This window comes from Sphingopyxis sp. JAI108 (genome assembly GCF_013410105.1).
In the GTDB taxonomy this organism is placed as follows: domain Bacteria; phylum Pseudomonadota; class Alphaproteobacteria; order Sphingomonadales; family Sphingomonadaceae; genus Sphingopyxis; species Sphingopyxis chilensis.
In genome coordinates, this window is sequence record NZ_JACCCJ010000002.1 from 156,759 (window position 1) to 181,360 (window position 24,602).

The 24,602-nt window shown below is 66.6% G+C and carries 24 protein-coding genes and 1 tRNA gene; 12 read left to right on the forward strand and 13 right to left on the reverse strand.

The window, feature by feature from the left end; genetic code table 11:
• Nucleotides 1-7: 7 nt before the first annotated feature.
• The 3 genes from HDC29_RS11815 to ftsE are packed head-to-tail and all read right to left on the reverse strand — an operon-like array spanning nucleotide 8 to nucleotide 2,194.
• A complete protein-coding gene (locus HDC29_RS11815) occupies nucleotides 8-538 on the reverse strand; it encodes a YdcF family protein (RefSeq protein ID WP_179497762.1) in 531 nt (176 codons plus the stop codon).
• Entirely contained in the window at nucleotides 535-1,452 is a 918-nt protein-coding gene (locus HDC29_RS11820; protein WP_179497764.1) for an ABC transporter permease, read from the reverse strand. The genes HDC29_RS11815 and HDC29_RS11820 overlap by 4 nt, the downstream gene beginning before the upstream one ends.
• 10 nt (nucleotides 1,453-1,462) lie before the next feature.
• The gene (gene ftsE / locus HDC29_RS11825) at nucleotides 1,463-2,194 is read right to left on the reverse strand and encodes a cell division ATP-binding protein FtsE (RefSeq protein WP_179497766.1); all 732 of its coding nucleotides are present in this window, start codon (nucleotides 2,192-2,194) and stop codon (nucleotides 1,463-1,465) included.
• Between the two features lie 158 nt (nucleotides 2,195-2,352).
• Here ftsE and HDC29_RS11830 point away from each other — a divergent pair, with 158 nt between their 5' ends.
• Nucleotides 2,353-3,129, forward strand: a complete 777-nt coding sequence (locus tag HDC29_RS11830; protein WP_179497768.1) for a zinc-ribbon domain-containing protein — start codon at nucleotides 2,353-2,355, stop codon at nucleotides 3,127-3,129.
• 31 nt (nucleotides 3,130-3,160) lie between these two features.
• On the opposite strand, the gene HDC29_RS11835 is transcribed toward HDC29_RS11830, so the two are convergent.
• Nucleotides 3,161-4,228: a YeiH family protein gene (locus tag HDC29_RS11835; protein ID WP_218844519.1), complete on the reverse strand. Its 1,068-nt coding sequence runs from the start codon at nucleotides 4,226-4,228 to the stop codon at nucleotides 3,161-3,163.
• Nucleotides 4,229-4,328: 100 nt separating this feature from the next.
• On the opposite strand from HDC29_RS11835, the gene HDC29_RS11840 reads away from it, so the two are divergent.
• The 4 genes from HDC29_RS11840 (at nucleotide 4,329) to HDC29_RS11855 (ending at nucleotide 8,479) form a co-directional block, all read left to right on the forward strand.
• Nucleotides 4,329-4,405: transfer RNA gene (locus HDC29_RS11840), tRNA-Arg, on the forward strand.
• A 52-nt stretch (nucleotides 4,406-4,457) separates the two neighbouring features.
• A complete protein-coding gene (locus HDC29_RS11845; RefSeq protein WP_179497770.1) occupies nucleotides 4,458-5,666 on the forward strand; it encodes a CoA transferase in 1,209 nt (402 codons plus the stop codon).
• Nucleotides 5,667-5,669: 3 nt separating this feature from the next.
• Nucleotides 5,670-6,884, forward strand: a complete 1,215-nt coding sequence (locus tag HDC29_RS11850) for an acetyl-CoA C-acetyltransferase (RefSeq protein ID WP_179497772.1) — start codon at nucleotides 5,670-5,672, stop codon at nucleotides 6,882-6,884.
• 2 nt (nucleotides 6,885-6,886) lie between these two features.
• Entirely contained in the window at nucleotides 6,887-8,479 is a 1,593-nt protein-coding gene (locus HDC29_RS11855) for an acyl-CoA dehydrogenase family protein (protein WP_179497775.1), read from the forward strand.
• Here HDC29_RS11855 and HDC29_RS11860 read toward each other — a convergent pair.
• The 4 genes from HDC29_RS11860 to HDC29_RS11875 all read right to left on the reverse strand — a co-directional run bounded on the left by HDC29_RS11860 (nucleotide 8,476) and on the right by HDC29_RS11875 (nucleotide 15,125).
• Entirely contained in the window at nucleotides 8,476-9,639 is a 1,164-nt protein-coding gene (locus HDC29_RS11860; protein ID WP_179497777.1) for an alginate lyase family protein, read from the reverse strand. The two genes, HDC29_RS11855 and HDC29_RS11860, sit on opposite strands and share 4 nt — an antisense overlap.
• Complete coding sequence (locus HDC29_RS11865) at nucleotides 9,636-10,736, reverse strand: alginate lyase family protein (RefSeq protein ID WP_179497779.1); 1,101 nt, start codon at nucleotides 10,734-10,736, stop codon at nucleotides 9,636-9,638. The genes HDC29_RS11860 and HDC29_RS11865 overlap by 4 nt, the downstream gene beginning before the upstream one ends.
• A 152-nt stretch (nucleotides 10,737-10,888) precedes the next feature.
• Nucleotides 10,889-13,810, reverse strand: coding sequence for a TonB-dependent receptor (locus tag HDC29_RS11870; protein WP_179497781.1), 2,922 nt, complete (start codon nucleotides 13,808-13,810; stop codon nucleotides 10,889-10,891).
• A 163-nt stretch (nucleotides 13,811-13,973) separates the two neighbouring features.
• On the reverse strand, nucleotides 13,974-15,125 hold the full coding sequence (locus tag HDC29_RS11875; RefSeq protein ID WP_179497783.1) for a glycoside hydrolase family 105 protein: 1,152 nt from the start codon (nucleotides 15,123-15,125) through the stop codon (nucleotides 13,974-13,976).
• A gap of 128 nt (nucleotides 15,126-15,253) precedes the next feature.
• Between HDC29_RS11875 and manD the strand changes: the two genes are divergently transcribed.
• From manD to HDC29_RS11910, 7 genes are all read left to right on the forward strand, one after another.
• Nucleotides 15,254-16,465 (forward strand): D-mannonate dehydratase ManD, encoded by a 1,212-nt coding sequence (manD, locus tag HDC29_RS11880; protein ID WP_179497785.1) that lies wholly within the window; start codon nucleotides 15,254-15,256, stop codon nucleotides 16,463-16,465.
• A complete protein-coding gene (locus tag HDC29_RS11885; RefSeq protein WP_179497787.1) occupies nucleotides 16,465-17,391 on the forward strand; it encodes a DUF4861 family protein in 927 nt (308 codons plus the stop codon). The genes manD and HDC29_RS11885 overlap by 1 nt, the downstream gene beginning before the upstream one ends.
• 13 nt (nucleotides 17,392-17,404) lie before the next feature.
• Nucleotides 17,405-18,112, forward strand: a complete 708-nt coding sequence (locus HDC29_RS11890; RefSeq protein ID WP_179497789.1) for a FadR/GntR family transcriptional regulator — start codon at nucleotides 17,405-17,407, stop codon at nucleotides 18,110-18,112.
• 84 nt (nucleotides 18,113-18,196) lie between these two features.
• Entirely contained in the window at nucleotides 18,197-18,694 is a 498-nt protein-coding gene (locus HDC29_RS11895) for a response regulator transcription factor (RefSeq protein ID WP_218844563.1), read from the forward strand.
• Between the two features lie 58 nt (nucleotides 18,695-18,752).
• Complete coding sequence (locus HDC29_RS11900; RefSeq protein ID WP_179497793.1) at nucleotides 18,753-19,127, forward strand: hypothetical protein; 375 nt, start codon at nucleotides 18,753-18,755, stop codon at nucleotides 19,125-19,127.
• 25 nt (nucleotides 19,128-19,152) lie between these two features.
• Complete coding sequence (locus HDC29_RS11905; protein ID WP_179497795.1) at nucleotides 19,153-19,566, forward strand: hypothetical protein; 414 nt, start codon at nucleotides 19,153-19,155, stop codon at nucleotides 19,564-19,566.
• 27 nt (nucleotides 19,567-19,593) lie between these two features.
• On the forward strand, nucleotides 19,594-20,097 hold the full coding sequence (locus HDC29_RS11910; protein ID WP_179497797.1) for a MarR family winged helix-turn-helix transcriptional regulator: 504 nt from the start codon (nucleotides 19,594-19,596) through the stop codon (nucleotides 20,095-20,097).
• A 13-nt stretch (nucleotides 20,098-20,110) separates the two neighbouring features.
• On the opposite strand, the gene HDC29_RS11915 is transcribed toward HDC29_RS11910, so the two are convergent.
• From HDC29_RS11915 to flgM, 5 genes are all read right to left on the reverse strand, one after another.
• Nucleotides 20,111-20,857, reverse strand: a complete 747-nt coding sequence (locus tag HDC29_RS11915) for a sigma-70 family RNA polymerase sigma factor (protein ID WP_179497799.1) — start codon at nucleotides 20,855-20,857, stop codon at nucleotides 20,111-20,113.
• Nucleotides 20,847-22,970, reverse strand: coding sequence for a flagellar biosynthesis protein FlhA (gene flhA, locus HDC29_RS11920; protein ID WP_179497801.1), 2,124 nt, complete (start codon nucleotides 22,968-22,970; stop codon nucleotides 20,847-20,849). Before flhA ends, HDC29_RS11915 begins: the two co-directional genes overlap by 11 nt.
• Nucleotides 22,967-23,794 (reverse strand): transglycosylase SLT domain-containing protein, encoded by an 828-nt coding sequence (locus tag HDC29_RS11925; RefSeq protein ID WP_179497803.1) that lies wholly within the window; start codon nucleotides 23,792-23,794, stop codon nucleotides 22,967-22,969. The genes flhA and HDC29_RS11925 overlap by 4 nt, the downstream gene beginning before the upstream one ends.
• Before the next feature lie 79 nt (nucleotides 23,795-23,873).
• Nucleotides 23,874-24,179, reverse strand: a complete 306-nt coding sequence (locus tag HDC29_RS11930; protein WP_179497805.1) for a hypothetical protein — start codon at nucleotides 24,177-24,179, stop codon at nucleotides 23,874-23,876.
• Nucleotides 24,179-24,475 (reverse strand): flagellar biosynthesis anti-sigma factor FlgM, encoded by a 297-nt coding sequence (gene flgM / locus HDC29_RS11935; RefSeq protein WP_179497814.1) that lies wholly within the window; start codon nucleotides 24,473-24,475, stop codon nucleotides 24,179-24,181. The genes HDC29_RS11930 and flgM overlap by 1 nt, the downstream gene beginning before the upstream one ends.
• Nucleotides 24,476-24,602: the final 127 nt, after the last annotated feature.

Consider the following 24,602-nt stretch of genomic DNA (forward strand, 5'->3'; position numbering starts at 1 on the left):
GCTGGTCTTAGAGACCCAGAACGCCGCCCGCCAGTCCCGCGAGATATTTATGATATTCGCGGAACAACGTCGCGAAATTGGGCTGGCTGCGTACCGCGTCGGGCAGGATCGTCACCGTGTCGCCGACCGCGCGGCCGATTTCATATTCGGCGCGGCGCATGTGCCAGTCGGTCGTGACCAGCCGGATGCTCTTATATTTGCGGCGCTGCGCCCAGGTAGCGACCTCGGTCGCGTTCGAGCGCGTATCCTCGGCCTCGAACCCCAATGCGATGCAGCAGTCGAACAGGCTGACGGGACGTTTATATTCGGCGGCGAGCTCGCGCGGCTTCACCTCGCGCGCGACGCCGCTGATCAGCAGGCGCTTGGCGTCGCCGGCCTCGAGCCGTTCGAGCGCGCGGTCGATGCGGCCGGGCCCGCCGGTCAGCACGACGATCGCGTCGGTCTTTTGCGCTTCGGCGGGCAGCGGCAACAGCAGCGCAAACCATGCGAAGCCAAGGACCCAGGCCAGAAACAACAGGGAAATCAGGCGCTTGATCATAAAATCTTCTTGAGCGCCGCGAGCAAGGTCTGCCGCGCGGTCAGGGCAGCCAGCGCGATAGCCAATAGCGGCAGCGCCAGCAAGAGCGCCCAGCCCGCAGGACCGAGCGACGCGGTTGCGGCCAGACCGGCGGTGACCCCCGACCATTGCCAACCGATCAGCAGCAGGATCGCCGCGGCGACCGTGCTGCCGAGCGCGATGCCATAAGCGGTGTCGATCGCGATCCGGCGCTGGAACAGCCGCGTGATCTGGCGATCGGTCGCGCCGATCAGGTGGAGCATCTCGATCGTCGGAAAATGGGTGGCGAGCGCGGCGCGCGCCGTCATGATCACCACCGCGGCGCTCGCCGCCGCCATCAGCAGCACGAGTCCGCCCGCGATCCACGCGAGCGAGCGGATGAGCCGCGCGACGGGACCCAGCCATTCGGCGTGCGGGATGATCCGCGCGCCCGGCGCCTCGCGCGCGACGAGCGCGCCGAGCGCCTCGATATGGCCGGCGCGATCCTCGCCGACGAAATCCACATCGACCAGTGCCGGCAGAGGAAGCGATTTCAGCACCGGGTCGTCGCCCCCCTGGCCGCTCCCCTCGCTGCCGAACCACTGGCCGAGCGTCGCCTGCAATTCCTCGCGTTCGACCGAACGCGCCGACAGCACAAAGGGCTGCGCGGCGGCCGCGCGGCGGAGGGCGGCCGCCTGCTCGGCGCGCGTCACCGGGTTGGCGGTCACGATCTGGACGGTGACGCGCCCCGCGATCGCTTCGCCGATCGCATTCGCCGACCGCGCGAACCCGACGCCGGCAGCGGCGGCGAGCAGGGTCAGCATCATCAGGATCGCGACGACCCACGGCGTCGGCCCCGACAGGCGGCGATCGGGTAGCAGGCGGCGATGCTGGACGGGGACGCGCGGGATGATCATGCCCGGCCCATCAGGCTCTGTTCGCCGGCGGATAGCGCAGCGCGCCGGTGGGGTCGGAGAGGCGCCCCTTTTCGAGGCGCATCATCTGCGCATTTTCGATGCGGCTGATCAGGTGGATGTCGTGGGTCGCGACGACGACGGTGGTGCCCAGGCGGTTGAGCGCCTCGAACAGTCCCAGCAAACGCATCGCCATTTCGGGATCGACGTTGCCCGTCGGCTCGTCGGCGACGAGCAGTTGCGGGCGCGCGATCACCGCGCGCGCGATCGCGACGCGCTGCTGTTCGCCGCCCGACAGCGTTGCCGGGCGCGCCTCGGCGCGGTCGCCGAGCCCGATCCAGCTCAGCATCTCGCCGACCGGGCCCGCGAGATCCTCTTCGCTGACCCCCGCGATGCGCAGCGGCAGCGCGATATTGTCGCGTGCGCTCAAGTGCGGGATCAGTCGGAAGTCCTGGAAGACGACGCCGATGCGGCGGCGAAAGCCGGGCAGGCGGTGGCGCGGCATCGCGACGAGATCCTCGCCGAACAGGCGAACGATGCCGCGGCTCGGGCGCTGCGCGAGGTAGAGCATCTTCAGAAGCGAGGTCTTGCCGGCGCCCGACGCGCCGGTGAGGAAATAGAAGCTGCCGGGCTGGAGGTTGAAGCTGATGTCGGAGAGTATCTCGGCATCGGGGCCGTAGCGCAGGCCGACGCCGTCGAATTCGACCATCGCCCCGCCGGGGCGCGCGGGAGCGGGATCCGTCATGGCTTCACGCATGGGCAGCCATGTGCCTGCACGGGGCCTGGGAACAGGGGCGCTGGTCCGCTCATCCGCCTGCCTGTCGCACGGCTATGCACCAAGGACAAGGTGCGAGTGGAACGCGGCGCTTGCAACACCGCGAATCAGCGTGTTTAGAGGACGCCATGATCCTTGCCTGCCCGTCCTGCCACACCCGCTATGTCGTGCCCGATACGGCGATCGGACCGACGGGGCGCACGGTGCGCTGCGCCAATTGCCGCCATAGCTGGTTTCAGGAACCCGCGGCGGCACCCGCCGCGCCGATCGCGCCGTCCGCGACGGTGCCGACGCCGGCGGCCGAGCCTGCCCCTGCACCAGTTTCCACGCCCGGTTATCCGGACGTTACGGAGACTTCGCCCGAGCCCGAGCCCGAGCCCGCGCCGGCGCCGCCGGCCTTTGCCGCCGCCGCGGAGCCGGCGCCGCGCGCGACGCCCGCCGCTGCCGACGCGCCGTTGCCGTTCCGCCGCCCGCGGCGCAATCCCGCGAAACGCTGGACGGCGATTGCCGCGAGCGCCGCCGTGCTGATGATCGCCGCGACGGCGGGGCTTGTCTATTTCGGCCTGCCGGGATGGGCGCAGGGGCTGGGCTTGCCGGGCGGGGTCGACGAGCCCGACCTGGTGATCGAGTTGCCGCCGAACCAGGATCACCGCGAGCTGGCCGACGGCACCATCTATTTCGCGGCGTCGGGGATGATCATCAACCCGACCGACCGCGAACAGCGCGTGCCGCCGATCCTCGCCGAATTGCGCGATGCGCAGGGGACCATCGTCTACAGCTGGACGATCAAGCCGCCGGTGCGGATGCTGCCGCCCAATGAAAAGGTCAACTTCAGCGAGGCGAAGCTCGACATTCCGCGCCGCGCGACGCAGCTGACGGTGAGCTGGGCGCTACCAAAAGGCTGAATTTACAATCTATTGAGGTGACGCCACGGCGTCATAAGCAGAGCGCGGCCGCCAGCGACAACAGGAAGCTGGTCAGCGTCGCCACGATGATCGGCGCGAAGCTTTGCCACCCCTGGTCGAGCAGCAGATGAAGTCGCGCTTTCATCGCGGTGGCGACGATGGCGAGGAGGAGCAAGGCCGAGGCGGCGGTAGCAGCCGCATCGTCGACTGGCTTCGGAACGGCAACCAGCGAATTGATCGCGGCAACGATGAGGAAGCCGAGGATGAACCAGGGCAGGCGCAGCGGAATACGGGTCTTGCTTTCGGCCTCGCCGCTCCGGCCGAGCCAGAGCGCGACGAGCATCAGCATCGGCGCCAGCAGGGTGACGCGCGTCAGTTTGACAATTGTTGCGACCTCGCCGGCGGCAGGCGAATAGGAAAAGCCGCCGCCGATCGCCTGCGCGACATCGTGGATCGACGCCCCGATCAGGAACCCCGCCTGCGCATCCGACAGTCCGAATTGCGCGGCGAGCACCGGATAGAGCGTCATTGCGAGCGCACTCGCGACGGTGATGCCGACGAGCGTTAAGGTGAAACGCGCCTGATCGACGCGTTTGTCGCCGATCAGCGAATAGAGCGCGAGCGCTGCGCTGGCGCCGCAGATCGCGGTCGCGCCGCCCGCAAGGAGGCCCGCGTCGCGGCTTTGCCCGAACAGCTTCGCGCTCGCGACCGTGATCAGGATGACCATGACCATGATCAGCGCCAGCAAAGCGAAGGGCAGGGGGCCAAGGTCGGCGAGCTGCTGCGCCGTGATCCGCGCGCCGATGAGAACGATGCCGGTGCGGAGTGCGGTCTGCGACATCAGGTCGAGCCCGGCATGCGTGCGCCGGTCCTGCGATAGAAAGGAAAGGGCAAGGCCGATCAGCAGCCCCATCAACACGATCGGCACGGCATAATGATCGGCCAGCCAGCCCGCCGCGAGCGCCGCGATCGCGGTAACGAGAACACCGGGGAAATAGGCCTGCCAGCGATGCCGCGCGGGCGGGTTCGCCTCGAGCTGCATCTCGCCATAAAGGTCGGCAGCCATCGGCCAGCTCTGTTCGGATGGTTTCACCAACATTCCCCGTCCTCGTTGCGGGGCCCGCTTCGCATATCCGTGCGCCCCGGTCGATAGGCCATTGCTGGCGCGGCGCGGGCTTGCTAGAGGCCGCGCTCTATCAGCACCCGTAGCTCAGCTGGATAGAGCGCTGCCCTCCGAAGGCAGAGGCCAGGGGTTCGAATCCCTTCGGGTGCGCCAGATAGAATTCTGCGGCGGAAGACGCCGGGACTTCGCGGGAGACAGGCGCCAGATGTACGACCTGCTGGCCGGCCTCTCGGTGATCGAAGCGTCCTCCTTCGTCGCCTCTCCAACCGCCGGGCTCTATTGCGCGCAAATGGGCGCCGAGGTGATCCGCGTCGATCAGATCGGCGGCGGCCCCGATTTCCGGCGCTGGCCGGTGACCGCGGCCAATGACTCACTCTATTGGGAAAATCTGAACCGCGCGAAAAAGTCGGTCGCGCTTGATCTCGGCCGGCCCGAAGGGCGCGAAATCCTGCAGGAACTGGTGCGCGCGACGGGGCAGTTCATCACCAATTTCCCGGTGGGCGGCTTCCTGTCGCACGAAAAGCTCGCCGACGGGCGCGCCGACCTGATCACCGTGCGCGTGATGGGCTGGGCCGATGGCTCGCCCGCGCTCGATTATACGGTGAACAACAGCGTCGGTTATCCGATGCTGACCGGCGCGGGCCCCGACCCGGTCAATCATGTGCTGCCCGCGTGGGACTTGCTCACCGGCGCCTATGCCGCTTTCGCGTTGCTCGCGGCGATCCAGCGGCGGAGCGCGAGCGGCGAAGGCGGCGAGGTGCGGATTCCGCTTTCCGACGTCGCGATCGGGACCGTCGCCAATTTGGGCGGGGTCGCCGAGATGCTCTATTCGGGCGCGAACCGGCCGCGGCTCGGCAATGCGGTTTACGGGCTGTTCGGGCGCGATTTCGTGACGCGCGACGGACAGCGAACGATGATCGTCGTCGTGACCCCGCGCCAATGGGCGAACCTCGTCGCCGCGCTCGGCCTCGGCGAGGCGGTCGCACGAATCGAGGCGGCGCGCGGCGTGTCCTTCGCGGCCGACGACGGGCTCCGCTTCGACCACCGCGATGCGCTCTATCCGCTGTTCGAGGCGGCGATCGCGAAGCGCGACCATGCAGACCTCGCCGCGGCTTTCGACGCCGGCGGGATCGTCCATTCGCCCTATCGCACCATGTATGAAGCGGTGCAGGACCCGGCGCTCGTCGCCGACAATCCGATCTTCGGGAGCGCCGACAACCCCAGCGGTTTCGCCTATCCCGCCGCAGGCGCCTTTGCGACGTTGCCGCAGCAGGAGCGCCGGCCGCCGCGCACCGCGCCGCGCAACGGCGAGCATAGCGAGGAAATATTGGCGGACCGCCTGTCGCTTTCGAGCGCCGAGCTTGCCCGCCTGATCGATGCCGGTATCGTCGGCGTCGCCAAAAGTGGAGATTGAACAATGACCCTGCGCCGCGCCGCCATCGTCGCCCCGATCCGCACCGCCGTCGGCAAGTTCGGGGGCGCGCTTTCGTCAATGACCGCGGGCGAGCTTGGCGCGGTGATATTGAAGGCGCTGGTCGAGCGGACGAAGATCGACCCGGCGCGCGTCGACGACGTCGTCTTTTCGCAGGGCTATGGCAATGGCGAGGCGCCGAGCATCGGCCACTGGTCGTGGCTCGCCGCGGGCCTGCCGCTCGAGGTGCCAGGCTACCAGCTCGACCGCCGCTGCGGATCGGGGCTGCAGGCGGTGATCAACGCCGCGATGATGGTGCAGACGGGCATGTCCGACGTCGTCGCCGCGGGGGGCGTCGAGTCGATGTCGAACGTCGAACATTATTCGACCGATATTCGCAAAGGGGTTCGCGCGGGCAACCTCACGCTCCACGACCGGCTGACGCGCGGCCGGCTGATGTCGCAGCCGGTCGAACGCTTCGGCGTCATCACCGGGATGATCGAGACCGCCGAAAATCTGGCGAAGGACTATGGCATCACGCGCGAGGCGGCCGACGCCTATGCGGTGCAGAGCCACCAGCGCGCGGCGGCGGCGTGGGCGAAGGGGCTGTTCGACGACGAGCTGGTGCCGGTCAGCGTGCCGCAGAAGAAGGGCGATCCGGTGATCTTCGCGCACGATGAGGGCTATCGCGCCGACGCGACGATGGAATCGCTCGGCAAGCTGCGTCCACTCGAAGGCGGGGTCGTGACGGCGGGCAACGCGAGCCAGCAAAACGATGCCGCGGCGGCGTGCCTCGTCGTCGCCGAGGACAAGCTCGAAGAACTCGGGCTCGAGCCAATCGCCTGGTATCACAGCGCGGCGGCGGCGGGCTGCGACCCGAGCCGGATGGGGATCGGCCCGGTGCCCGCGGCCGAGCGGCTGTTCGCGCGCAGCGGGCTCGGCTGGGGCGACATCGACCTCGTCGAGCTCAACGAAGCCTTCGCGCCGCAGGTACTCGCGGTGTTGAAGGGCTGGGGCTGGTCGGAAGACGACAGCCGGAACGAGATTTTGAACGTCAACGGGTCGGGCATCTCGCTCGGTCACCCGATCGGCGCGACCGGCGGGCGTATTCTCGCCAATTTGACGCGCGAGCTGGTGCGCCGCGACGGCCGTTACGGGCTTGAGACGATGTGCATCGGCGGCGGGCAGGGCATCGCCGCGATCTTCGAGCGCGCCGCCTGAGCATGGCCGATTTGCGGGAGGCCCTCGCCGCCGCGCGGAGCTATCGCGGCGCCGCGCAAACGGCGCTCGGCGAGCGGCTGGCGTCGCGGCCGATCGACGCCGAGCAGCGCGCGGCGCACGGTTTCGCGTGGGTCGCGACGACGGTCGCGGCGCTCGAAGCGACGCTGGACTGGTGCGAGTCCGGCCGGGACTCGAACCCGCTCGATGCGAAGATCGCCACGCTCGCCTTCGCCGAAGGGATCGGACAGCTCGCCGGCGGGCTGCCGATGGGGCAGAACGAGATTTTCCGCCCCGCCGACCTCGGCATTGCCGCCGCCGGGTGCAACCTTGCCAATGCCTGCGCCGACTTGCTCGACGCCGACCACGCGGCAACCCGCGCCGAGGTCGCCGCTGCGCTCGCCGGGGGTCACTGGCCGAGCGAGACGCTCCACGACGCCGACCTCGACGCGATCCGCGATCAATATCGCCGCTTCACCGACGCCGCGATCATTCCGCATGCGCATGGCTGGCACCTCGCCAACGCGCTGATCCCCGATGTCACCGTTCGGGCGATGGCCGACCTCGGCACCTTCGGCGTCTGCATCCCTGAAGCGTTCGGCGGGCTGGGCCTCGGTAAGCTCGTCATGTGCATCGTCACCGAGGAGCTGTCGCGCGGCTGGATCGGCGCGGGGTCGCTCGGCACGCGGTCGGAGATCGCAGGCGAGCTGATCGCGATGGGCGGCACCGACGCGCAAAAGGCGGAATGGCTGCCGAAGATCGCAAGCGGGGAGGTGTTGCCGACCGCCGTGTTCACCGAACCCGACGTCGGGTCGGACCTCGGCTCGCTCCAGACGCGCGCGCGGCGCGCCGACGATCATTGGGTGATCGACGGCGCGAAAAACTGGATCACCCACGCCGCGCGCTCGGACCTGATGACCCTGCTGGCGCGCACCGTCCCCGACGCGAAGGGCTATGCCGGCCTCTCGATGCTGCTCGTCCCGAAACCGCGCGGGACCGACGCTGATCCCTTTCCGGCGGCGGGCATGGGCGGCAGCGAGATCGAAGTGCTCGGCTATCGCGGGATGCGCGAATATGCGTTGCAGTTTGACGGCATGACGGCGCCCGCCGACGCGCTGCTCGGCGGCGAGGAGGGGCAGGGCTTCAAGCAATTGATGCGGACCTTCGAGGGCGCGCGCATACAGACCGCCGCGCGCGCGGTCGGCGTCGCGCGGCGCGCGCTCGAACTCGGGCTCGACTATGCGCTCGCCCGCAAGCAGTTCGGCAAGGCGATCGTCCATTTCCCGCGCGTCGCCGACAAGCTCGCGATGAGCCTCGTCGATTTCGTCGTGGCGCGCGAGCTGAGCTATGCCGCCGCGCGCGCCAAGGACAGCGGCAAGCGCTGCGACATCGAGGCGGGCATGGCGAAGCTGCTCGGTGCGCGGGCCGCCTGGTCGAACGCCGACGCCAGCCTGCAGATCCACGGCGGCAACGGCTATGCGCTCGAATATGAAATCAGCCGCGTGCTGTGCGATGCGCGCATCCTCAATATCTTCGAGGGCGCGGCGGAGATTCAGGCGCAGGTGATCGCGCGCGGGCTGATCGAAGGGCGAAACTAGAGCCAGAGCAAAGGCTGGCGCACGGGAAAGTTGCGCACGACCTCGCCGACAACGGGATCGGGGTCGAGCCTTTGCCAGAGGGTCAGCCAGTCGCCGCGTTGCTGCGCGAGACCGCCGAAGAGCAGGTTCGGCTGGCGCACCGGGAAGCCGTCCCAATATTCGACATCGGGCGCGCGCGGCCATTTACCCTTGCCGGCGATATAGGGGGCCATCCATGCGATCGCGCCGGCGATCGAGCGACCGTCGGCGGTCTTCCAGCCGATCAGTTCGCCGCCGCCGAGCAGCCACGCCGATGCCGCGAGCACGTCGAGGTTGAAGAGCGAATAGGCATAAGGCTTGGTGCGCGCGAGTTCGAGCGGCTGGCGACCGTCGGGGGCGATCTGTGTCGGGACGATGATCGTCTTGAGCCGGGTTCGGGCGTCGGCGAGAATGTCGGCGCGGCCGAGCAGCGCGGCGAAGCTCGCCGCCTGCAGCAGCCAGCAGCTGCCGTGGTTGTTCTTCTCGTCGCGTTCCTCGATGCCGAAGGGTGAGGTGGTGAGCCAGCCCAGATAGGATGCGAACCAGTCCTCGACGTCGGTGCGGATCGCGGCATAGCCCGGCGCGTTCCGCCGCGCGAACAGCGTCGCGGCGCGCGCGACCTCGACGATCTGCAGCGTGTCGATCACCCCGATCGCGCGGCCGCTGTTGACGCCGATGATCGCTTGCGCATGGTCGAGGTTAGGATTCATTCGCGTTTTCGGATCGACGAACCATGCGTGGAGGTGGCGCATCGCAGCATCGGCAAAGCGCGCGTCGGCGGTGAGGTTCCACAGCGCCGCGAGCGCGGGGACGGTACGCCCGAACGCGATCAGCGCGTCGCGGTGGCCGTCGAACTTGTCGGGGTTCGAGCGGCCGTCGCGGCGGACATAGGGGCCGCCGGGGCTCGCCGGGTCGGGCCACCAATAATCGCCCTCCGAATAATAATCCTGCCGCCCGGCGGGACTGCGCGGCGCCGGGACCGCGGCGACGGTGCGCGGTTCGGCGGCGAGCAGCGCTTCGGCCTGCGGCAGCAGGCGGCGGCGCTCGATCGCACGGACATCGATCGTCGCGGCGCCCGGCCGCGCCCATGCCGCAGGCGCGGCGAGAAGCGTGGCGAGGAGCAGGGTGCGGCGGGCGATCATCGTTCGTCCTTTACGGCGATGCGGTGGCGCAACAACAGGTCGCCGTCGACAGCGCGCGGATAGGCGCCCGGACCCCACGCGTCGTCGGCGCGCACGAGCAGTTCGTCCAGCATGGCGGCGGGCCAGCCCCGCTCCCGATAGCGCCAGTCGGACGCGCGCCCGCGAAAGGCGGCGACATAATCGGTCGCCTTGCGCAGCGAGCGGCCCTTTTCCTCGACGTGATAAAGGTCGCTGCCAAGGCATGCCGCGCTGTCGGCGACTGTGTAGGCGGCGGAGAGCGCATAGAGCGAATAATGGAAGCTGCGCGTCCGGGTCAGCTCCTTCGGTAGCGCGCCGGATGGATCGACTTGTCGCGCGAGGCGCTTCGCGGGAAAGGCGGCGACGATCCGGCGCGCGACATCGGGGCGCCGCGCAAACAGCGCGAAACGCGCGACCTGCGCATCGTACCAGAGACCGTGATTGTTGGATGCCTTGCCTTCGGCCCTGCCGTTCGGGCTTGTCAGCATCCAGTCGGTGTAGCGCGAAAACCAGCTTTCGAGCGCCTCTGTCTCGGCGGGCGTCAGCGCGCCCGAGGGTGCGATCAGGCCGACGGCGTCGATCGCCGCGATGAAGCCGGCGCCGTCGAGCACGCCTTCGGCGCGGCCGTTCGACACGCCGGGCACGGCCTGCGCGAAGTTCATGTTCGGGTTCATGCGCGTCGCGGGGTCGAGAAACCACGCGCGGATGGCGCGCGCGGCGCCGTCGGCATATGATCGCTCGCCGCTGTAATAATAAGCGAGCGCGAGCGTATCGGCGTCGCGCACCATGCGCGCGAGCGCGGCGCGGTCGAAGCGGTCGCTTTCAATGTCCGGGTTGGTGTCGCCGTCGCGGCGCCGATAGGGACCCCTCGGATTCGCGGGATCGGGCCACCAATAGCGCGCGAGGCTGACATAGTCGTGGCGGTCGCCCGACACGGGGGTGCTGCGCTTGTCGATCACCGACCCGGGTTTCGCCGCAAGCGCCTTGTCGGCGCGGACGGTCAGGTCGCGATATGCGGCGCCGATCGCGGGGTTGGTCGGCAGCGCCGCCTTGATCGCTTCGAGATCGGCGGGGCGCAACGCGAAGGTGCGGCGACCGTCGAACGAAGCCGAATAGCCTTCGCTCGCGTCGCAGACGGGCGCCGCCGGGGACAGGGAAAAAGCCGCCGCCGCGGACGGAGTCGCGGCGGCGGCCAGGATAGCCCAAGGGAGTCGGGCTAAACTCGATGGCGTCACAGGCGGACCCGGAAGCCGAAGAAATATTGCGTGCCGCTGCGCGACACCTCGGCGATGCTGTCGTATCCGCCCTTGTACATGACGTCGTTCGTGCCGGTGACGTTCAGCGCCTGCAGCTTCACCTGGACATTCTCGGTCAGGTTGTACTGCGCCGAAAGATTGACGTAGGTGGCGCCGCGAATCTCGCGATTGGTGCCGCTGTTCGGCTTGTAATAGCCCGAGCGGTAGCGGAGGTTGGCGCGCAGCGAGAGGCCCCATTTCTCGAACCATACCGATCCGCTCGCGGTCCATTTCGACAGGCCGATCAGGTTCGCCGGGTTGACATAGTCGGCGATCGGCGAGGTGTCGGGATATTCGAAATTGGCGAAGGCGCGGTTGACCGACCCCTGGATGCCGAGCCCGTCGAGCGGGTCGGGAAGCCAGGTGAAGGCGTGGCTCGCGGTCGCCTCGATCCCGTAGAGGTGCCGCGTCTCGCTGTCGTTCGTCGGGGCCACCGGCGAAATGGTGACGGTCTCGGTTACCGGCGCGCCGCCGTCGCGGATCGTCGTGATCGTGACATCGGTCGGGATCGGCTCCTCGGCGCTGATCACCGTGCCCTTCGCCCATTTATAATAGCCCGCGATCGAGAGCAGCGTATCTTGCGAAGCGTAAAGTTCGAGGCTCGCGTCGAGGTTCCACGCGCGTAGCGGCTTGAGGTTCGGGTTGCCGGTGGTGGCGTCGAAGATGATATTGTCGAGCCCGGTCCCCGCTGAGGGGTTGAGCCGGATGCCCGCGCCGAAGCTTTCGATCCCCGACCGCGCGATCGCGCGATAGGCGGCGAAGCGCAACTTGACCTCTTGCAACAGGTCGAACGCGATATTCGCGCTCGGCAGGAAGTAATTATAGCTGCCTTTGGCGCGGTTCGTCTGGAGTTCGCCATTCGGGTCGGGGTCGACGCTATAGCTGTCGCCGGCGGTGTCGATCGTGATCACATAGGGCTGGCGATAGCCGATCGAGGTGATCTCGGTCTTGACCCAGCGCAGCCCGATATTGCCGCTGAACGGCACGCTGCCCGCCTGCGATTCGAAATTGGCGAGGCCGTAGAGCGCATAGATGCGCTCGGTGACGTCGATGTCGCTCGGATCGCGCCCGTCGGTTGGATAGGGAAGCGCATCGTCGCCGCCGGTGAAGGTGCGGAACAGGCAGTCGTTGTCGAAGGTCGCCCAACGCGTGACGTTGGTGCCCATGCCCTGTATGTAGCTGGTGGTGGTAAAGGGCACGCGGCATAGCTGGTTCGCCTGCGCGATCAGCTCGGCTGGGGTAGCGCCGTCGATTTCAGCGAGCGTGTTGAGGTCGTTGTTGCGCGCATTGTCGTTGGTGCGGTGATGGTCCGAATAGCGGCCGCCGACCTTGACCGAGGTGATGAAGCCGTCGAGTTCGCGCTCGATATCGAGCCGTCCGGCCCAGATGCGGTCGCGGCGGTCGGTGACGAAGCGGTTGCGCGCATAGACCGAATTGGGCGCGGTGGTCAGGAACAGGTCGTGGTCGGTGATGTCGAAATCCTCGAACTCGACATTCGGCACGACATCGTCGTCCAGATAGGTCAGCGTATAGCCGACGCGGCGGTTCGAACGCATGCGCGTCGCTTTCTGCGTCTCGGTGCGGTGGCTGTCCGAATAGGAGCCGTCGAAGCTGACCGTCCAGCGGTCGGGCGTCCAGATCAGGCCCAGGCCCCCGCCCTTGTAGGTTTCGTTGCGCTGGCGCGTTTCGAGCTGGTTCTCGATATTCGAATTGCCGCGATAGCTGATCAGCGCGCCGGGTGAGTAGCCATTGCTGCCGTCGCCGATGATCAGCGGCTCGAGTCCGCGCAGGCTTTCGGGAATGCCCAGCACATTGCGGTCCTCGCGGCTGCGGCGCTTCGAATATTGGCCGTCGATCGCGACCTCGAATTCGGGCGATGGACGCCATTGGATCGAGCCGATCAGCCCGTCGCGCACTTCCGACGTCTTTTGGGTGCGGAAGCTGCGCGATGAGGTCGGGAAATAAGTGTCGCCGATCGTCTCGCCGACGGTGACGCCATTGGCGGTGCGCGGTCCCTCGGCGAAGGTGCAGTTGATATTGGCGCCGGCGGCGGCCTGCGCCGCGGCATTGCCGGTCAGCTGCCAGGGATTGTCGGCCGACGTGTTGCAGAGCTGAAAGGTCGAATTGCCGTTGTAATAATCCTCGGGCGCGCTTGTGTCCTGCCGCTGGTAACCGATCGACACGCCGATGTCGCCGAGCCCGGTTTCATATTGGTCGGTATAGGCGAAATTGGCGCGATAGCCGAGCCCGTCGTGCTGATAGACATCGTTGTCCTGCGGCTGGAAATCGCCGCGCACCTCGAACTGGATGCGCCGCCTGCCATAGTCGAGGGGCTTCATCGAGCGGAGTTCGATCACCCCGCCGACGCCGCCTTCGAGGAAGTCGGCGCGCTGTGATTTATAAACGAGGACGCCGTTCACCAGCTCCGACGGGAATTGCTGGAAGGCGACCGAACGGTCGGGTCCCGCCGTCGACACCTCGCGGCCGTTGAAGGTCGAGAAGCTGAGCGTCGGCCCGAGGCCGCGTACCGACAGCTCGTTGGCATTGCCCTTGAAGCGGTCGGCCGAAACGCCGGCGATGCGTTCGAGCGTGTCGCCGACCGAATTGTCGGGCGTGGCGCCGATCTCGTCGCTGACAAGGCCGTCGACGACGACGTCGGCGGCGCGCTTGAACTCGATCGAACTGCGCTGCGTCGCGCGCGTTCCGGTGACGAGGATTTCGTCATCGCCATCGACCGCCGGAACCTGCTCGCCTTCGATGTCGGCGGGCGCTTCCTGTGCCCACAGGGGCGTGGCGGCGAACAGCGCGGCCGACGCCAGCAACGCGGCGCGAGTCGGCAAGACCGATGATGACTTCATTTTCCCTCTCCTTTTCCTGCCGCCCCTGATCTGCGGCGATGACCCGGTTGATACCGGTGTCAATCTTAGATGTCATACAACTTATGAAATGTATTACAACTTTGATGGGGGAAGTCAATCGTTCGCGTGGCGGGTCGGTCCGGTGGAGTATATCCGCCAGATATCAAGACCTTCCGCGTTTTCTCGCCAAGTCGTACATGGCCGTCCCGGCGAGCAGATAGGCGCCGCTGCCATAGAATTGCGTCTCCTTCGCCGACACGCTGTCGGGACGGTCGCCGACCTGCTGAACCCAGCCGAGCATCCCGTCGGGCTGCACCGCGCGGCCGAGCGCAGCCCAGCCGCGCACCGCGGCGGGCTCGTAAGTCGCGCGGTCGAGCAAGCCATTGTCGACCCCCCACGCAAAGGCATAGGTGAAGAAGGCGGTGCCGCTCGATTCGGGCGGCGTGCCGCGATCATCGTCAAGCAGCGAGGCGGGCCAGTATCCGTCGGCCTTTTGCAGCGTCACCAGCTTCGTGGCCATGTTCTTGAACAGCTTCTCGTAATAGGGGCGCTCGGGGTCCTTTTCGTCGAGCACCTGCAGCACGCGGACGAGCCCGCCCATCACCCAGCCATTGCCGCGGCTCCAGAACAGCTTGCGCCCCTTGGCGTCGCGCATGTCGAAAAAGCGGCTGTCGCGGAAATAGAGCTGCTCCGACGGGTCGAAGAGATAATCGGTCGTCGCCTTCCACTCCTCGTGCACGAAATCGGCATAACGCTTGTCACCCGTCGCCTTGGCGAGGCGCAGCATGGTCGGGGGCGCCATGAACAAGGCGTCGCACCAGCACCAGCGGTCGGTGCAGGTCGATGTGCCCTTGCCCGGCGCGACGGGAATGAATTCGAGCCCGATCGTCGGGCGGTTGGCGAGCACATGGTCGAAATAGGTTCGCATCGGCGTGATGGCCTGCCTGCCAGCGCCATTTTGCGCCGCCCACAGCCACGCCTGCCCGATCAGCTGGTCGTCGGCGTGGAAGGGAAGGTCGCCCATCTGCCATTTCTCGGCGCGGCCGAGATCGAGCAGCGGTTTGGCGTATCGCCTGTCGCGATTCGCAAGTTCGGTGAGCGCGACCCAGAAGGTTGCCTGCTGCCAGTCGCGCACCTCCTGCACGCTCTTGCGCGCGGCGGGCATCGTCGCCCAGTTGGTTCGGTTCGCGAGCTGCCAGTCCGCGACGCGGCGCGTTTCGGCGAGGATCGCGGCGGGCTGCGGCATCGCGGGCTGGGCGGGCGCCGCCACCGCGGCGGGCGCCGTCATCATCATGGAAAACAGGCTCAGCGACATGGCATATCCTCTCCCTTTCAAGCCGGCCCGGCTTTTCGCCTTGACACCGGTGACATACCTCTTTCCTTTTCTCGCAAGTGTCAATAATGTTGTCACACAACTAGCCCATATTGGCCAGAGGGGATGGAATGCCGAAGATCGTGTCAGCCCGGGTGATATCGACGTCGCCGGGCCGCAATTTCACGACGCTGAAGATCGAATGCGACGACGGCACGACCGGCGTTGGCGATGCGACGCTCAACGGCCGCGAACTGGCCGTCGCGCACTATCTGTCCGAGCATGTCGCCCCCTGCCTGATCGGGCGCGACGCGCACCGGATCGAGGATATCTGGCAATTTCTCTACAAGGGCGCCTATTGGCGGCGCGGCCCGGTGACGATGACGGCGATCGCGGCGGTCGACATGGCGTTGTGGGACATCAAGGGCAAGGTCGCGGGGCTGCCGGTCTATCAATTGCTCGGCGGCGCGGCGCGCGAGGGCTGCATGGTCTATGGCCATGCCAACGGGGCGACGATCGCCGATACGATCGAGGCGGCGCTCGACTACCAGCGGCAGGGATATAAGGCGATTCGCCTGCAATGCGGCGTGCCGGGGATGGCGTCGACCTATGGCGTCAGCAAGGACCGCTACTTCTACGAGCCTGCCGACAATGACCTGCCGACCGAGAATGTCTGGTCGACGGCGAAATATATGCGCGTCGTCCCCGAATTATTCGCTGCGGCGCGCGAGGCGCTCGGCTGGGACGTCCATCTGCTCCACGACATCCATCACCGGCTCACCCCGATCGAGGCGGCGCGGCTCGGCAAGGATCTGGAGCCTTACCGCCCCTTCTGGATCGAGGATGCGACCCCGGCGGAAGATCAGGATGCGTTCCGCCTGATCCGCCAGCATACGACGACGCCGCTCGCCGTCGGCGAAATCTTCTCGTCGGTGTGGGACTGCAAGGCGCTGATCGAAAACCGGCTGATCGACTATATCCGCGCGACCGTGCTCCACGCGGGCGGCATCACCCATATGCGCCAGATCGCTTCGCTCGCCGACCTGCACCAGGTCCGCACCGGCTGTCACGGCGCGACCGACCTGTCGCCGGTGACGATGGCCGCGGCGCTGCACCTGGGGCTCGCCATTCCCAATTTCGGAATCCAGGAATATATGCGCCACACGGCGGAGACCGACGCGGTCTTCCCGCATGCCTATCGCTTTGCTGACGGCATGCTTCATCCCGGCGACGCGCCCGGTCTCGGCGTCGATATCGACGAGGCGCTCGCCGGAACCTTTCCTTATACCCGTGCCTTTCTGCCGGTGAATCGGCTTGAGGACGGCACAATGTGGAGCTGGTGATGCGAAACCTATTTCTTGTTCTTGCCCTGTTCGCGACCCCGGCGGGCGCGCAGGAGCATAAGCCGATCCGCCCCGCCACCGTCGAAGAGCAAGGCGCGCGCGCCGCGGTCACGATCGCGGACTATCGTTTCGACGACCTGCTCTGGGAAAATGACCGGATCGCGTTTCGCATCTATGGCCGCGCGCTGGAGGCGGCCGAACCGCCGTCGTCGTCGGGGATCGACGCGTGGGGCAAGCGCGTGCGCTGGCCTTATATGGACCGGCAATTGCGCACCGGCGACCAGCATGCCGACCATGGCGAGGGGGTCGATTTCTATAATGTCGGCACGGGGCGCGGCGCTGGCGGGCTTGGCATCTGGCACGACAACAAGCTGTGGACCTCGCGCAACTATGTGCGGCCGCGCATCCTGCGATCGGGACCGGACGTCGCCGACTTCGCCGTCGATTACGAACCCTGGCCCGTTGATACGCAGCGCACGGTGCGCGAGACGCGACGCTTCACCTTGCCCGCGGGCACGAATTTCACGCGGTTGAACTCGACGATCATGTCGAGCAGCGATGCCGAGCTGATCGTCGGCATCGGCATCTCCAAGCGGCCGATCGGGGGCGCGAAGCTGGGTGACATCAGGAAGGACGAAGCGGCGGCCCGCATGAGCTGGTGGGGGCCCGCCGACGGCGACAAGGGGCGGATGGCGGCGGCGGTGATCGTCGATCCGGCGGCCTTTGCTGGTTTCGCCGAGGACGCCGACAATTATCTGATCCTCGTTCGCGTCCAGCCGGGGCGGCCCTTCGTCTATTACAGCGGCGCGGCATGGGACAAGGGTGGCGATTTTGCGACCGAGGCCGACTGGAATCGCTATGTCGATGCACAGCGCCCCGATTTCCGGCCCGAGGCCTTGACCCTAGCCAGCTTCGCGGCGCGATGATAACGCAGCATCCATGGCGGTAACCAAGGCGGCATCGCTGGCAGACGATCTGGTCCAGCGTTTCGAGGAACAGATCGAGACGGGCGAAATGCCCGTCGGATCGCGTTTTCCGACCGAAAAGGACATCACCGAGACGTTCGGCGTCAGCCGCACCGTCGTGCGCGAGGCCTATTCGCGGCTCGCGGCGCGCGGCCTTCTGGTCTCGCGGCGCGGATCGGGCGCCTATGTTCCCGACGGCGCGCAATATCGCGCCTTTCAGGTTACCGCCGAGGAAATCGGCGAAATCGACGATGTGCTGAGGCTCCTCGAAATGCGCATGGGGTTCGAGGCCGAGATGGCCGATCTCGCCGCGCGCCGGCGGACCGACGCCGACCTTGCGGCGCTGCGCCGCACGCTCGACGCGATGGAGGAAAGCCGCGACGTCGATGCGTCGGTCGCCGCCGACGCCGCCTTTCACGCCGCGATCGCCAGCGCGACCGGCAACCCCTATTTCCTGCGGTTCACCCAGTTTCTCGGCGTCCGGCTCGTGCCATCGCGGCGGCTCTATCTGCAGGGCGACGATCCGGTCCGGCATCAGCGCTACGCGCACACGATCAACCGCGACCATGAAGCGATCGTCGTCGCGATCGAGGCGGGCGATCCGGTCGCCGCGCGCCGCGCCGCGCGCCGGCACATCGAAAAGTCGATCCAGCGCTATCGCGGTCTGAAGGAGAGCCGATAGCGGGGCGAATCGGACGCAGAGGGGATGGCCGAATGTGGGTCAGGCAGGAAATTAGCTAGCTACCGACCTTGATTTCGACTCGTGATGCTCTATTCCAACCCCGTGCAAGGCGACCCCGACAATTACCTCAGCCTGCTGTCCGCCGCGCAGATTGAAACGTTGCGGCACGTTTACGAGCACAAAAATTCCAAGCAGATCGCCCGCCTGATGAACGTTTCACCGCACACGGTCGATGAACGGGTTCGGCGGGTGTTGAAAAAGCTTAATGTTTCGAACAGGATAGAGGCAGCGCGAATCCTGGCGGTTAACGGTGTCTTCGATGATGTTACCCCTTATCAGCCTTTGACATATCAATTGATCGACCTAGGCGACGTTGCTCCGCCCGCCGATGCCGAAGCGGGGCGCAGTTCGTTTCGGCGAATTTTCGATATTGGTTCGCCATTTCCTACCGCGTCCCAGCCGGCCAACCGGCATGGGTTGATGGAAAGGATAATCTGGCCAATCCTGATCGCGTTCGCGACGATTTTGGCTTTCTCCGCCCTCTATTCGATCCTTGTCGGACTTGGTCGCGTTCTGACCTGATGTTCGAACGAATGCTGCGGGGGGGAACCGGTAGCATTCTTTTTCAAGGAAAAAGATAATGCTGAATCAACGAGTTTCTGCGGCGAAGAAGATCGCTTCCGAGCTGCATCTGGCCGAAGACGCCATCGACGAAGTGATGATCCGCATCGCCCAGCTCGCCGCGACGCTGCCCACCGCGCGCCGCGAGACGAACATGTCGGCGATCGTCGGCCAGGAAGCGATGGCGAAGGTCGCACAGGCGCTGGCCGCCGCCGGCGATGTCCGCCAGCTCCTCACCGACGCGCATCTGGCGCTGACGGTGACGCAGAAGGAAGTCGGCCTCGGCACGCGCATGTTCGGCGCGGGCGTGAAGCCGGCCGCTGCGAAGCTGGTCGACGAAGGCAGCAACGACCGTCAGGGCGCAGACGCGCCGACGTTCGCGAAGGCCGGTTGATCCGCAAGAAAGGTTGACTGCCACAATGTGGTCCGTGGCGATCTATTATGCCGTTCTGCTCATCACCGTGGCCGTCGCGATCCGACGCGGCGGACCGTTTGAACGCTGGGCAGCCTATACGGCATTGATCGCCTCGGTCCTCACGACGGCCGTGACGCCTTTTCCGACCTGGACCAACATCGAGGTCAATATCTTCATCATCGACGTGCTGGTTCTGATGAGCTTCTGGTTCATCGCCATGCGGACGCAGAGTTTCTGGCCTTACTGGATCACCGGATGGCAGCTGATCGCCATTTTCGGGCATATCCAGAAGCTCATGTTCTCGGAGATATTGGCGCGGCCCTATTCGCTGCTCTCGGTGTATATATCCTATCCGATCCTGTTGCTGATCATCTACGCATCGGGATCCTACAGTCGGCGGAATGACGTCACGGCCTGAAATGTGGCTCCCCAGGGGCATCGTCACATGCAGCCGTTTTCGAACGAAGAAATTGCCGAGCTGAAATCGCGGGTCGATCAGATCCACGAACTGCTCGCGAGCCGCGGCGAGGAATCGCCGCCCGCCGCCGTGCGCGGAGTCGAGGCGGCGCGCGACAGCGCTCCGTCCGATGCCGGGCTGCTCGACCAATTGTCGCTCAGCATCCAGATCAGGCGCATCCGCCGCAGCCATTTCGGCGACACCGAAATATCGGGACCCGTCTGGGACATGATGCTCGACCTGATGCTCGCGGGCGCGCACGGCCGCGTGCTCAGCGCCAGCGATCTCGCGACCGGCGCGGGGGTTCCGCTGTCGTCAGGGCTGCGCATGATCGCATCGCTCGAACGGCGCGGGCTGGTGCATCGCTCGATCGACGAGCGTGATCGCCGCCGCACGATCGTGCGGCTGAGCGACCACGGGACCGAGCGCATGGCCAGCTATTTCGAAAGGGTCGGCGGCGTCCGTCAGGCCATGCTGCAGCTGGCAGCCTAGCTGCGCCAATCGCCTATTCGGTCATGTCCTTCATCATGCGATCGACCTTGGCCATCGCCTCGCGCTTGATCTGGCAGATGCGCGCCGCGCTGACGTCGAGCGTCAGCCCGATTTCGTGCAGGTTGAGCTCTTCGAAGAAATAGAGCTGGAGCACCATCTGCTCGCGCTCGGACAGGCGGCCGACGCACTGGCGCAGCGCGCCCATCAAATCTTCCTGCTCGCAGCGATCGTCGGCGCCGGCATCCTCATCAGCCGCAAGGAAGGCGCCGATATCGGTCAGCTCGTCGAGCGAGGTCGAGCGGCCGTGCGTCGCATTGCGTTCGAGCGCGAAATAATCCTCCGCCGACATGTCGAAGGCGACCGCCATCTCGGCCGTGGTCGGCGCGCGCATCAGCTGCTGTTCGAGCGTGCTGCGCATCGCCTGGATCCGCTTCGCGGCGACCATCGCCGAACGGCCGACGTCGGCTTCGCGGCGCAGCTGGTCGATCATCGCGCCGCGGATGCGCGTCGTGGCATAGGTCGCAAAGGCGAATCCGCGCTCCTCATAATGGCGGCTTGCTTCGATCAGCGCGATCAACCCGGTCTGGATCAGGTCGTCGAGCTCGCTCGTCCGCGACACGCGCGAAAAGACCTGCCAGGCGATCTTGCGCGCCAGCGGCGCATATTCCTCGACCAGCGCCTCGGCGCTCTCGCCATAGCCGCGCGCTCGCGGCGCGCGGCCGCCGCTCGCGGCAAACTGCTCGGCGGGCTCAATTCTCATGCGGTTGGTCCTCCATATGGGCCCCCGGCCCGGCCGCGAGGCGCGGCACTTCGGCGCCGATCGTCGCGACAATTTCGGTCTGCTTGGTCGCCGGAATCTCGAGATAGGAGATGACGGCGACGTCGGGGAAAGTGGCGCGCACGAGGCGCGAGAGGGCGGAGCGGCAGATCGGCGAGGCGACGAGCGCGAAGCTGCGCGTCTGGAGCAGCAGCGGTTCGGCCGCCTGACCGACCTGTTCGATGATCGTCATCGCCAGGCCGTGTTCGAACGGCCATTCGGCGGCGGGATTGGCGCGAACCGCCTGATTGAGCAGCATCTCGATCTCGGGGCTGAAGGTGACGACGGGCAGCGGCATCCGGCTCGGCACGATCGTCTGGACGATCAGCGCGCCGATGCGCTGGCGCACCGCTTCGACAAGGTCGATCTCGCCGAACTGCTGCGCCGCCAGCGCGACCATCGCTTCGGCGATCTTGCGGAAATCGCGCAGCGGCACGCGCTCGACGAGCAACGATTTGCAGAGGCTCGCGACGCGCGGCAGCGCATAGCCCTGGGGGCTCAGATTCTGGGCCAGCTGCGGATAACGGGTCTTGAGATTGTCGATCAGCGCCTGCGCGTCGTCGATGCCGAACAGCTCGGCGGCCGAACCGACGATGCTGTTGTTGAGGTGCGTCGCGACGACGGTGGCGGGATCGACGACGGTATAGCCCGCCGCGATCGCGTCATTCTGCATCGCCTTCGGAATCCACAGCGCGTCGAGGCCGAAGGTCGGATCCTTGCACGGGCGGCCGACGACCTTGGTGACGAGGTCGCCCGAATCGAGCGCGAGCATTTCGTTGGGAAAGACCTCATCCTCGCCGACGATCACCCCGGCGACCGAGATGCGATAGACGTTGCCGGGGAGCGAAAGGTCGTCGCTGACCTTCACGGGCGGAACGACGAAGCCGAGTTCCTTCGACAACTGGCGGCGGATGCCGGTGATGCGCGTCATCAGCGGCGACCCCTTGCGTTCGTCGACGAGGGTGACGAGCGCATAGCCGATCTCGAGCTGGCACGCGCTCGCGTCGCTGACATCGGACCATTCGATATGCGACGGGTCGGGCGCGGGGGCTACGGGCTCGGGCAGGTCGGCGACCGCCGCCTCGGCGCGGCGGAGCTGCCAGCCGATCGCGAAGGCAAGCGCGGACGCGGGCAGGATCAAGAGCTGCGGCATCGCGGGGACGAGGCCGAGGATGAGGAGGATGCCGCCGACCGCCATCCAGATCACGGGCGAGGAGAATTGGCTGCCGATCTGGCCGCTGAGGTCGAAGGGCGAGGCGACGCGGGTGACGATCGCGGCGGCGGCGATCGATAGCAGCAGCGCCGGGATCTGCGCGACGAGCGCGTCGCCGATCGCGAGCGTGATATAGGTGCTGCCGGCTTCGGACAGGCTGAGCCCGTGGCTGAAGATGCCGAGAATCAGCCCGCCGATGATATTGACGAACAGGATGAGCAGCCCCGCGACTGCGTCGCCCTTCACGAATTTCGATGCACCGTCCATCGAGCCGTAGAAATCGGCTTCGGTGCCGACCTCGACGCGGCGCGCCTTGGCCTCTTCAGGGGTGAGCAGCCCGGCGTTGAGGTCGGCGTCGATCGCCATCTGCTTGCCGGGAAGCGCGTCGAGGGTGAAGCGCGCGGACACTTCGGACACGCGGCCCGCGCCCTTGGTGATCACGATCAGATTGATGATCATCAGCACGAAAAAGACGAACAGGCCGACGACATAGTCGCCGCCGATCAGGACCTGGCCGAACGCCTCGATGACATGGCCTGCCGCTGAGGTGCCCTCGTGGCCGTGGACGAGCACGACGCGTGTCGAGGCGACGTTGAGCGCGAGCCGGAACAGCGTCGCGAGGAGCAACACGGTCGGGAAGGCCGAGAAATCGAGCGGTTTCGAGGCCTGCAGCGCGACCATCAGGATCAGGAGGCTGATCATGATGTTCGCGACGAAGCTGATGTCGAGAATCAGCGGCGAGACCGGGATCACCATCAGCCCGACGAGGATCAGCATCCCCGCCGGCAGTGCCGAGATGCTGGCGAAACGCGCGACGTTGCGGAGGTTGAAGTCCGCGGTCATGCGGCGCCTCCCGAAAGCGAGGCGAGCCGCCGGTAGGCATCGGCGGCAAAGCCCATCGAGAGCGTCTTGGGCATGGGCTGGATATCCATCATCTGGAGCGGCGGACGGCCTCCGCCGGCGCCCGCGAGCCCGCTCGAACTGCTCGCCTGCGCGTGCCAGCCCGAGGGGGGGAAGGGTTTCATATTTTCGACCTTGCCGCCCTCTTCGAGCTTCACGCGAAAGCGTTCGCGGATCTCGCCAAGGCTGCGCATGCTGCCGTCGGCGGCGTAAAAGACCGAACGATTGGCGGCGGCGGCCTCGGGCATCATCGATGCGCCGGGCTGGTCGGGGTTGGCTGCGAGCGCCGTCAGGAATTTGGCGGCACCGCCGCTCCCGAGGAAATGCGCGAGATAGAGATCGACCGGCTCGGCGGCGCGGCCGATCCGGCTTTCGAGATAGGTGCGATTGTCACCGGTCAGCGCGGCCGCCATGTTCGAAGACGCCGTCGGATCGTCGCGCAGATCGAAAATCTGCTGGCGGAGCGCGGGGTCGGCGACGGTCAGCCGGCCCGACGCGTCGCGGCCGATCGCATCGGCAGCCCACGCTAGGCCATGGTTCGCGCCGTGGCGGTCGAGCGTTGCAAGCCAGGTCTGTCTGGTGAACTGATAAAGGCCGCGCGCCGATGAGGTCTGGGCCTGCGCGGCCGGATTATAGCCGCTCTCGACGCGGGCGACGTCGAACAGATAGTCGAAATCGATTCCCGACCGCGCCGACGCGTTCTGCACCGCATCGAGCACGGGTGCGGCGATGCGGCCGGCGCCTAGGGGATTGTTGATTGCGTTCATGGCTCTGGTTCCGCTTGTTCAGCAGACCAAAAGCAATCATCGTGCCATTTCTCGAAAGTCTAGGAAAATTATCTGGTTATCAGTAGCTTAAAGCCGCACCCCGCGGTCGCGTGCCGCGGATTTCGTGATTCTTGTCAATCCTCTGACGCGTCCAGTTCTTCAAGATATTGACGCGCACCGCCGCGGCCTCAAGCTGGTTCAGCGTCTGCCCGATCAGCGCGCGCGCGCGATGTTCGCTGCCCGCGGGGATCGCCGCGCCGCGAAACAGGATTACCGCAGTGGCGAGTTCCTCGGTCGCCGCGATGATCGCGCCGGCGTCGTGGCCGTCGAGCGCGCCGACGAGCGTGTTGAGCCGCGACTGAACCTCGTCCATCTGCGCCAGCATCAGTCGGTCCCGCGGCCGTGGAAATCGAGCATGGCGCTCGCGATGATCGCCGGGTGGACGCCATAGCTGCCATTCGCGATCGCCGTGCGCAGCGAGGCGACGCGTGCGACATCGACAGGCGGCGACTGGTCGGCCAGGCTGTTAGCGAGGCGCGTCAGCTTTGCGGTCGGTAGATTCTCCTGCGCCGGCTGGAGCTGCGCGGGCGCGCGCGCCGCGACATTGTCGCTGGCGACCCGCCGCAACGGGCCGGTGCGGCCGACGCCGCCAACGGGTCCGATCTTGCTGTCACCCGACATAAAAGCCTCCATCCGGTGCCGTCAGAAAAGTGACGGCGCGGTTCACGAAGGCTTTAACGGACGCGATCCGCGGCGATTAAGGCCGCCGATCACAAAAAACAAAAGAAAGGCCCGGCGCCGTCGGAAA

Coding starts and splice junctions, on each gene's coding strand:
- HDC29_RS11815 (WP_179497762.1), bottom strand. CDS start 538: ATGATCAAGCGCCTGATTTCCCTGTTGTTTCTGGCCTGGGTCCTTGGC.
- HDC29_RS11820 (WP_179497764.1), bottom strand. CDS start 1,452: ATGATCATCCCGCGCGTCCCCGTCCAGCATCGCCGCCTGCTACCCGAT.
- ftsE (WP_179497766.1), bottom strand. CDS start 2,194: ATGACGGATCCCGCTCCCGCGCGCCCCGGCGGGGCGATGGTCGAATTC.
- HDC29_RS11830 (WP_179497768.1), top strand. CDS start 2,353: ATGATCCTTGCCTGCCCGTCCTGCCACACCCGCTATGTCGTGCCCGAT.
- HDC29_RS11835 (WP_218844519.1), bottom strand. CDS start 4,228: ATGTTGGTGAAACCATCCGAACAGAGCTGGCCGATGGCTGCCGACCTT.
- HDC29_RS11845 (WP_179497770.1), top strand. CDS start 4,458: ATGTACGACCTGCTGGCCGGCCTCTCGGTGATCGAAGCGTCCTCCTTC.
- HDC29_RS11850 (WP_179497772.1), top strand. CDS start 5,670: ATGACCCTGCGCCGCGCCGCCATCGTCGCCCCGATCCGCACCGCCGTC.
- HDC29_RS11855 (WP_179497775.1), top strand. CDS start 6,887: ATGGCCGATTTGCGGGAGGCCCTCGCCGCCGCGCGGAGCTATCGCGGC.
- HDC29_RS11860 (WP_179497777.1), bottom strand. CDS start 9,639: ATGATCGCCCGCCGCACCCTGCTCCTCGCCACGCTTCTCGCCGCGCCT.
- HDC29_RS11870 (WP_179497781.1), bottom strand. CDS start 13,810: ATGAAGTCATCATCGGTCTTGCCGACTCGCGCCGCGTTGCTGGCGTCG.
- HDC29_RS11875 (WP_179497783.1), bottom strand. CDS start 15,125: ATGTCGCTGAGCCTGTTTTCCATGATGATGACGGCGCCCGCCGCGGTG.
- manD (WP_179497785.1), top strand. CDS start 15,254: ATGCCGAAGATCGTGTCAGCCCGGGTGATATCGACGTCGCCGGGCCGC.
- HDC29_RS11885 (WP_179497787.1), top strand. CDS start 16,465: ATGCGAAACCTATTTCTTGTTCTTGCCCTGTTCGCGACCCCGGCGGGC.
- HDC29_RS11890 (WP_179497789.1), top strand. CDS start 17,405: ATGGCGGTAACCAAGGCGGCATCGCTGGCAGACGATCTGGTCCAGCGT.
- HDC29_RS11895 (WP_218844563.1), top strand. CDS start 18,197: ATGCTCTATTCCAACCCCGTGCAAGGCGACCCCGACAATTACCTCAGC.
- HDC29_RS11900 (WP_179497793.1), top strand. CDS start 18,753: ATGCTGAATCAACGAGTTTCTGCGGCGAAGAAGATCGCTTCCGAGCTG.
- HDC29_RS11905 (WP_179497795.1), top strand. CDS start 19,153: ATGTGGTCCGTGGCGATCTATTATGCCGTTCTGCTCATCACCGTGGCC.
- HDC29_RS11910 (WP_179497797.1), top strand. CDS start 19,594: ATGCAGCCGTTTTCGAACGAAGAAATTGCCGAGCTGAAATCGCGGGTC.
- HDC29_RS11915 (WP_179497799.1), bottom strand. CDS start 20,857: ATGAGAATTGAGCCCGCCGAGCAGTTTGCCGCGAGCGGCGGCCGCGCG.
- flhA (WP_179497801.1), bottom strand. CDS start 22,970: ATGACCGCGGACTTCAACCTCCGCAACGTCGCGCGTTTCGCCAGCATC.
- HDC29_RS11925 (WP_179497803.1), bottom strand. CDS start 23,794: ATGAACGCAATCAACAATCCCCTAGGCGCCGGCCGCATCGCCGCACCC.
- HDC29_RS11930 (WP_179497805.1), bottom strand. CDS start 24,179: ATGCTGGCGCAGATGGACGAGGTTCAGTCGCGGCTCAACACGCTCGTC.
- flgM (WP_179497814.1), bottom strand. CDS start 24,475: ATGTCGGGTGACAGCAAGATCGGACCCGTTGGCGGCGTCGGCCGCACC.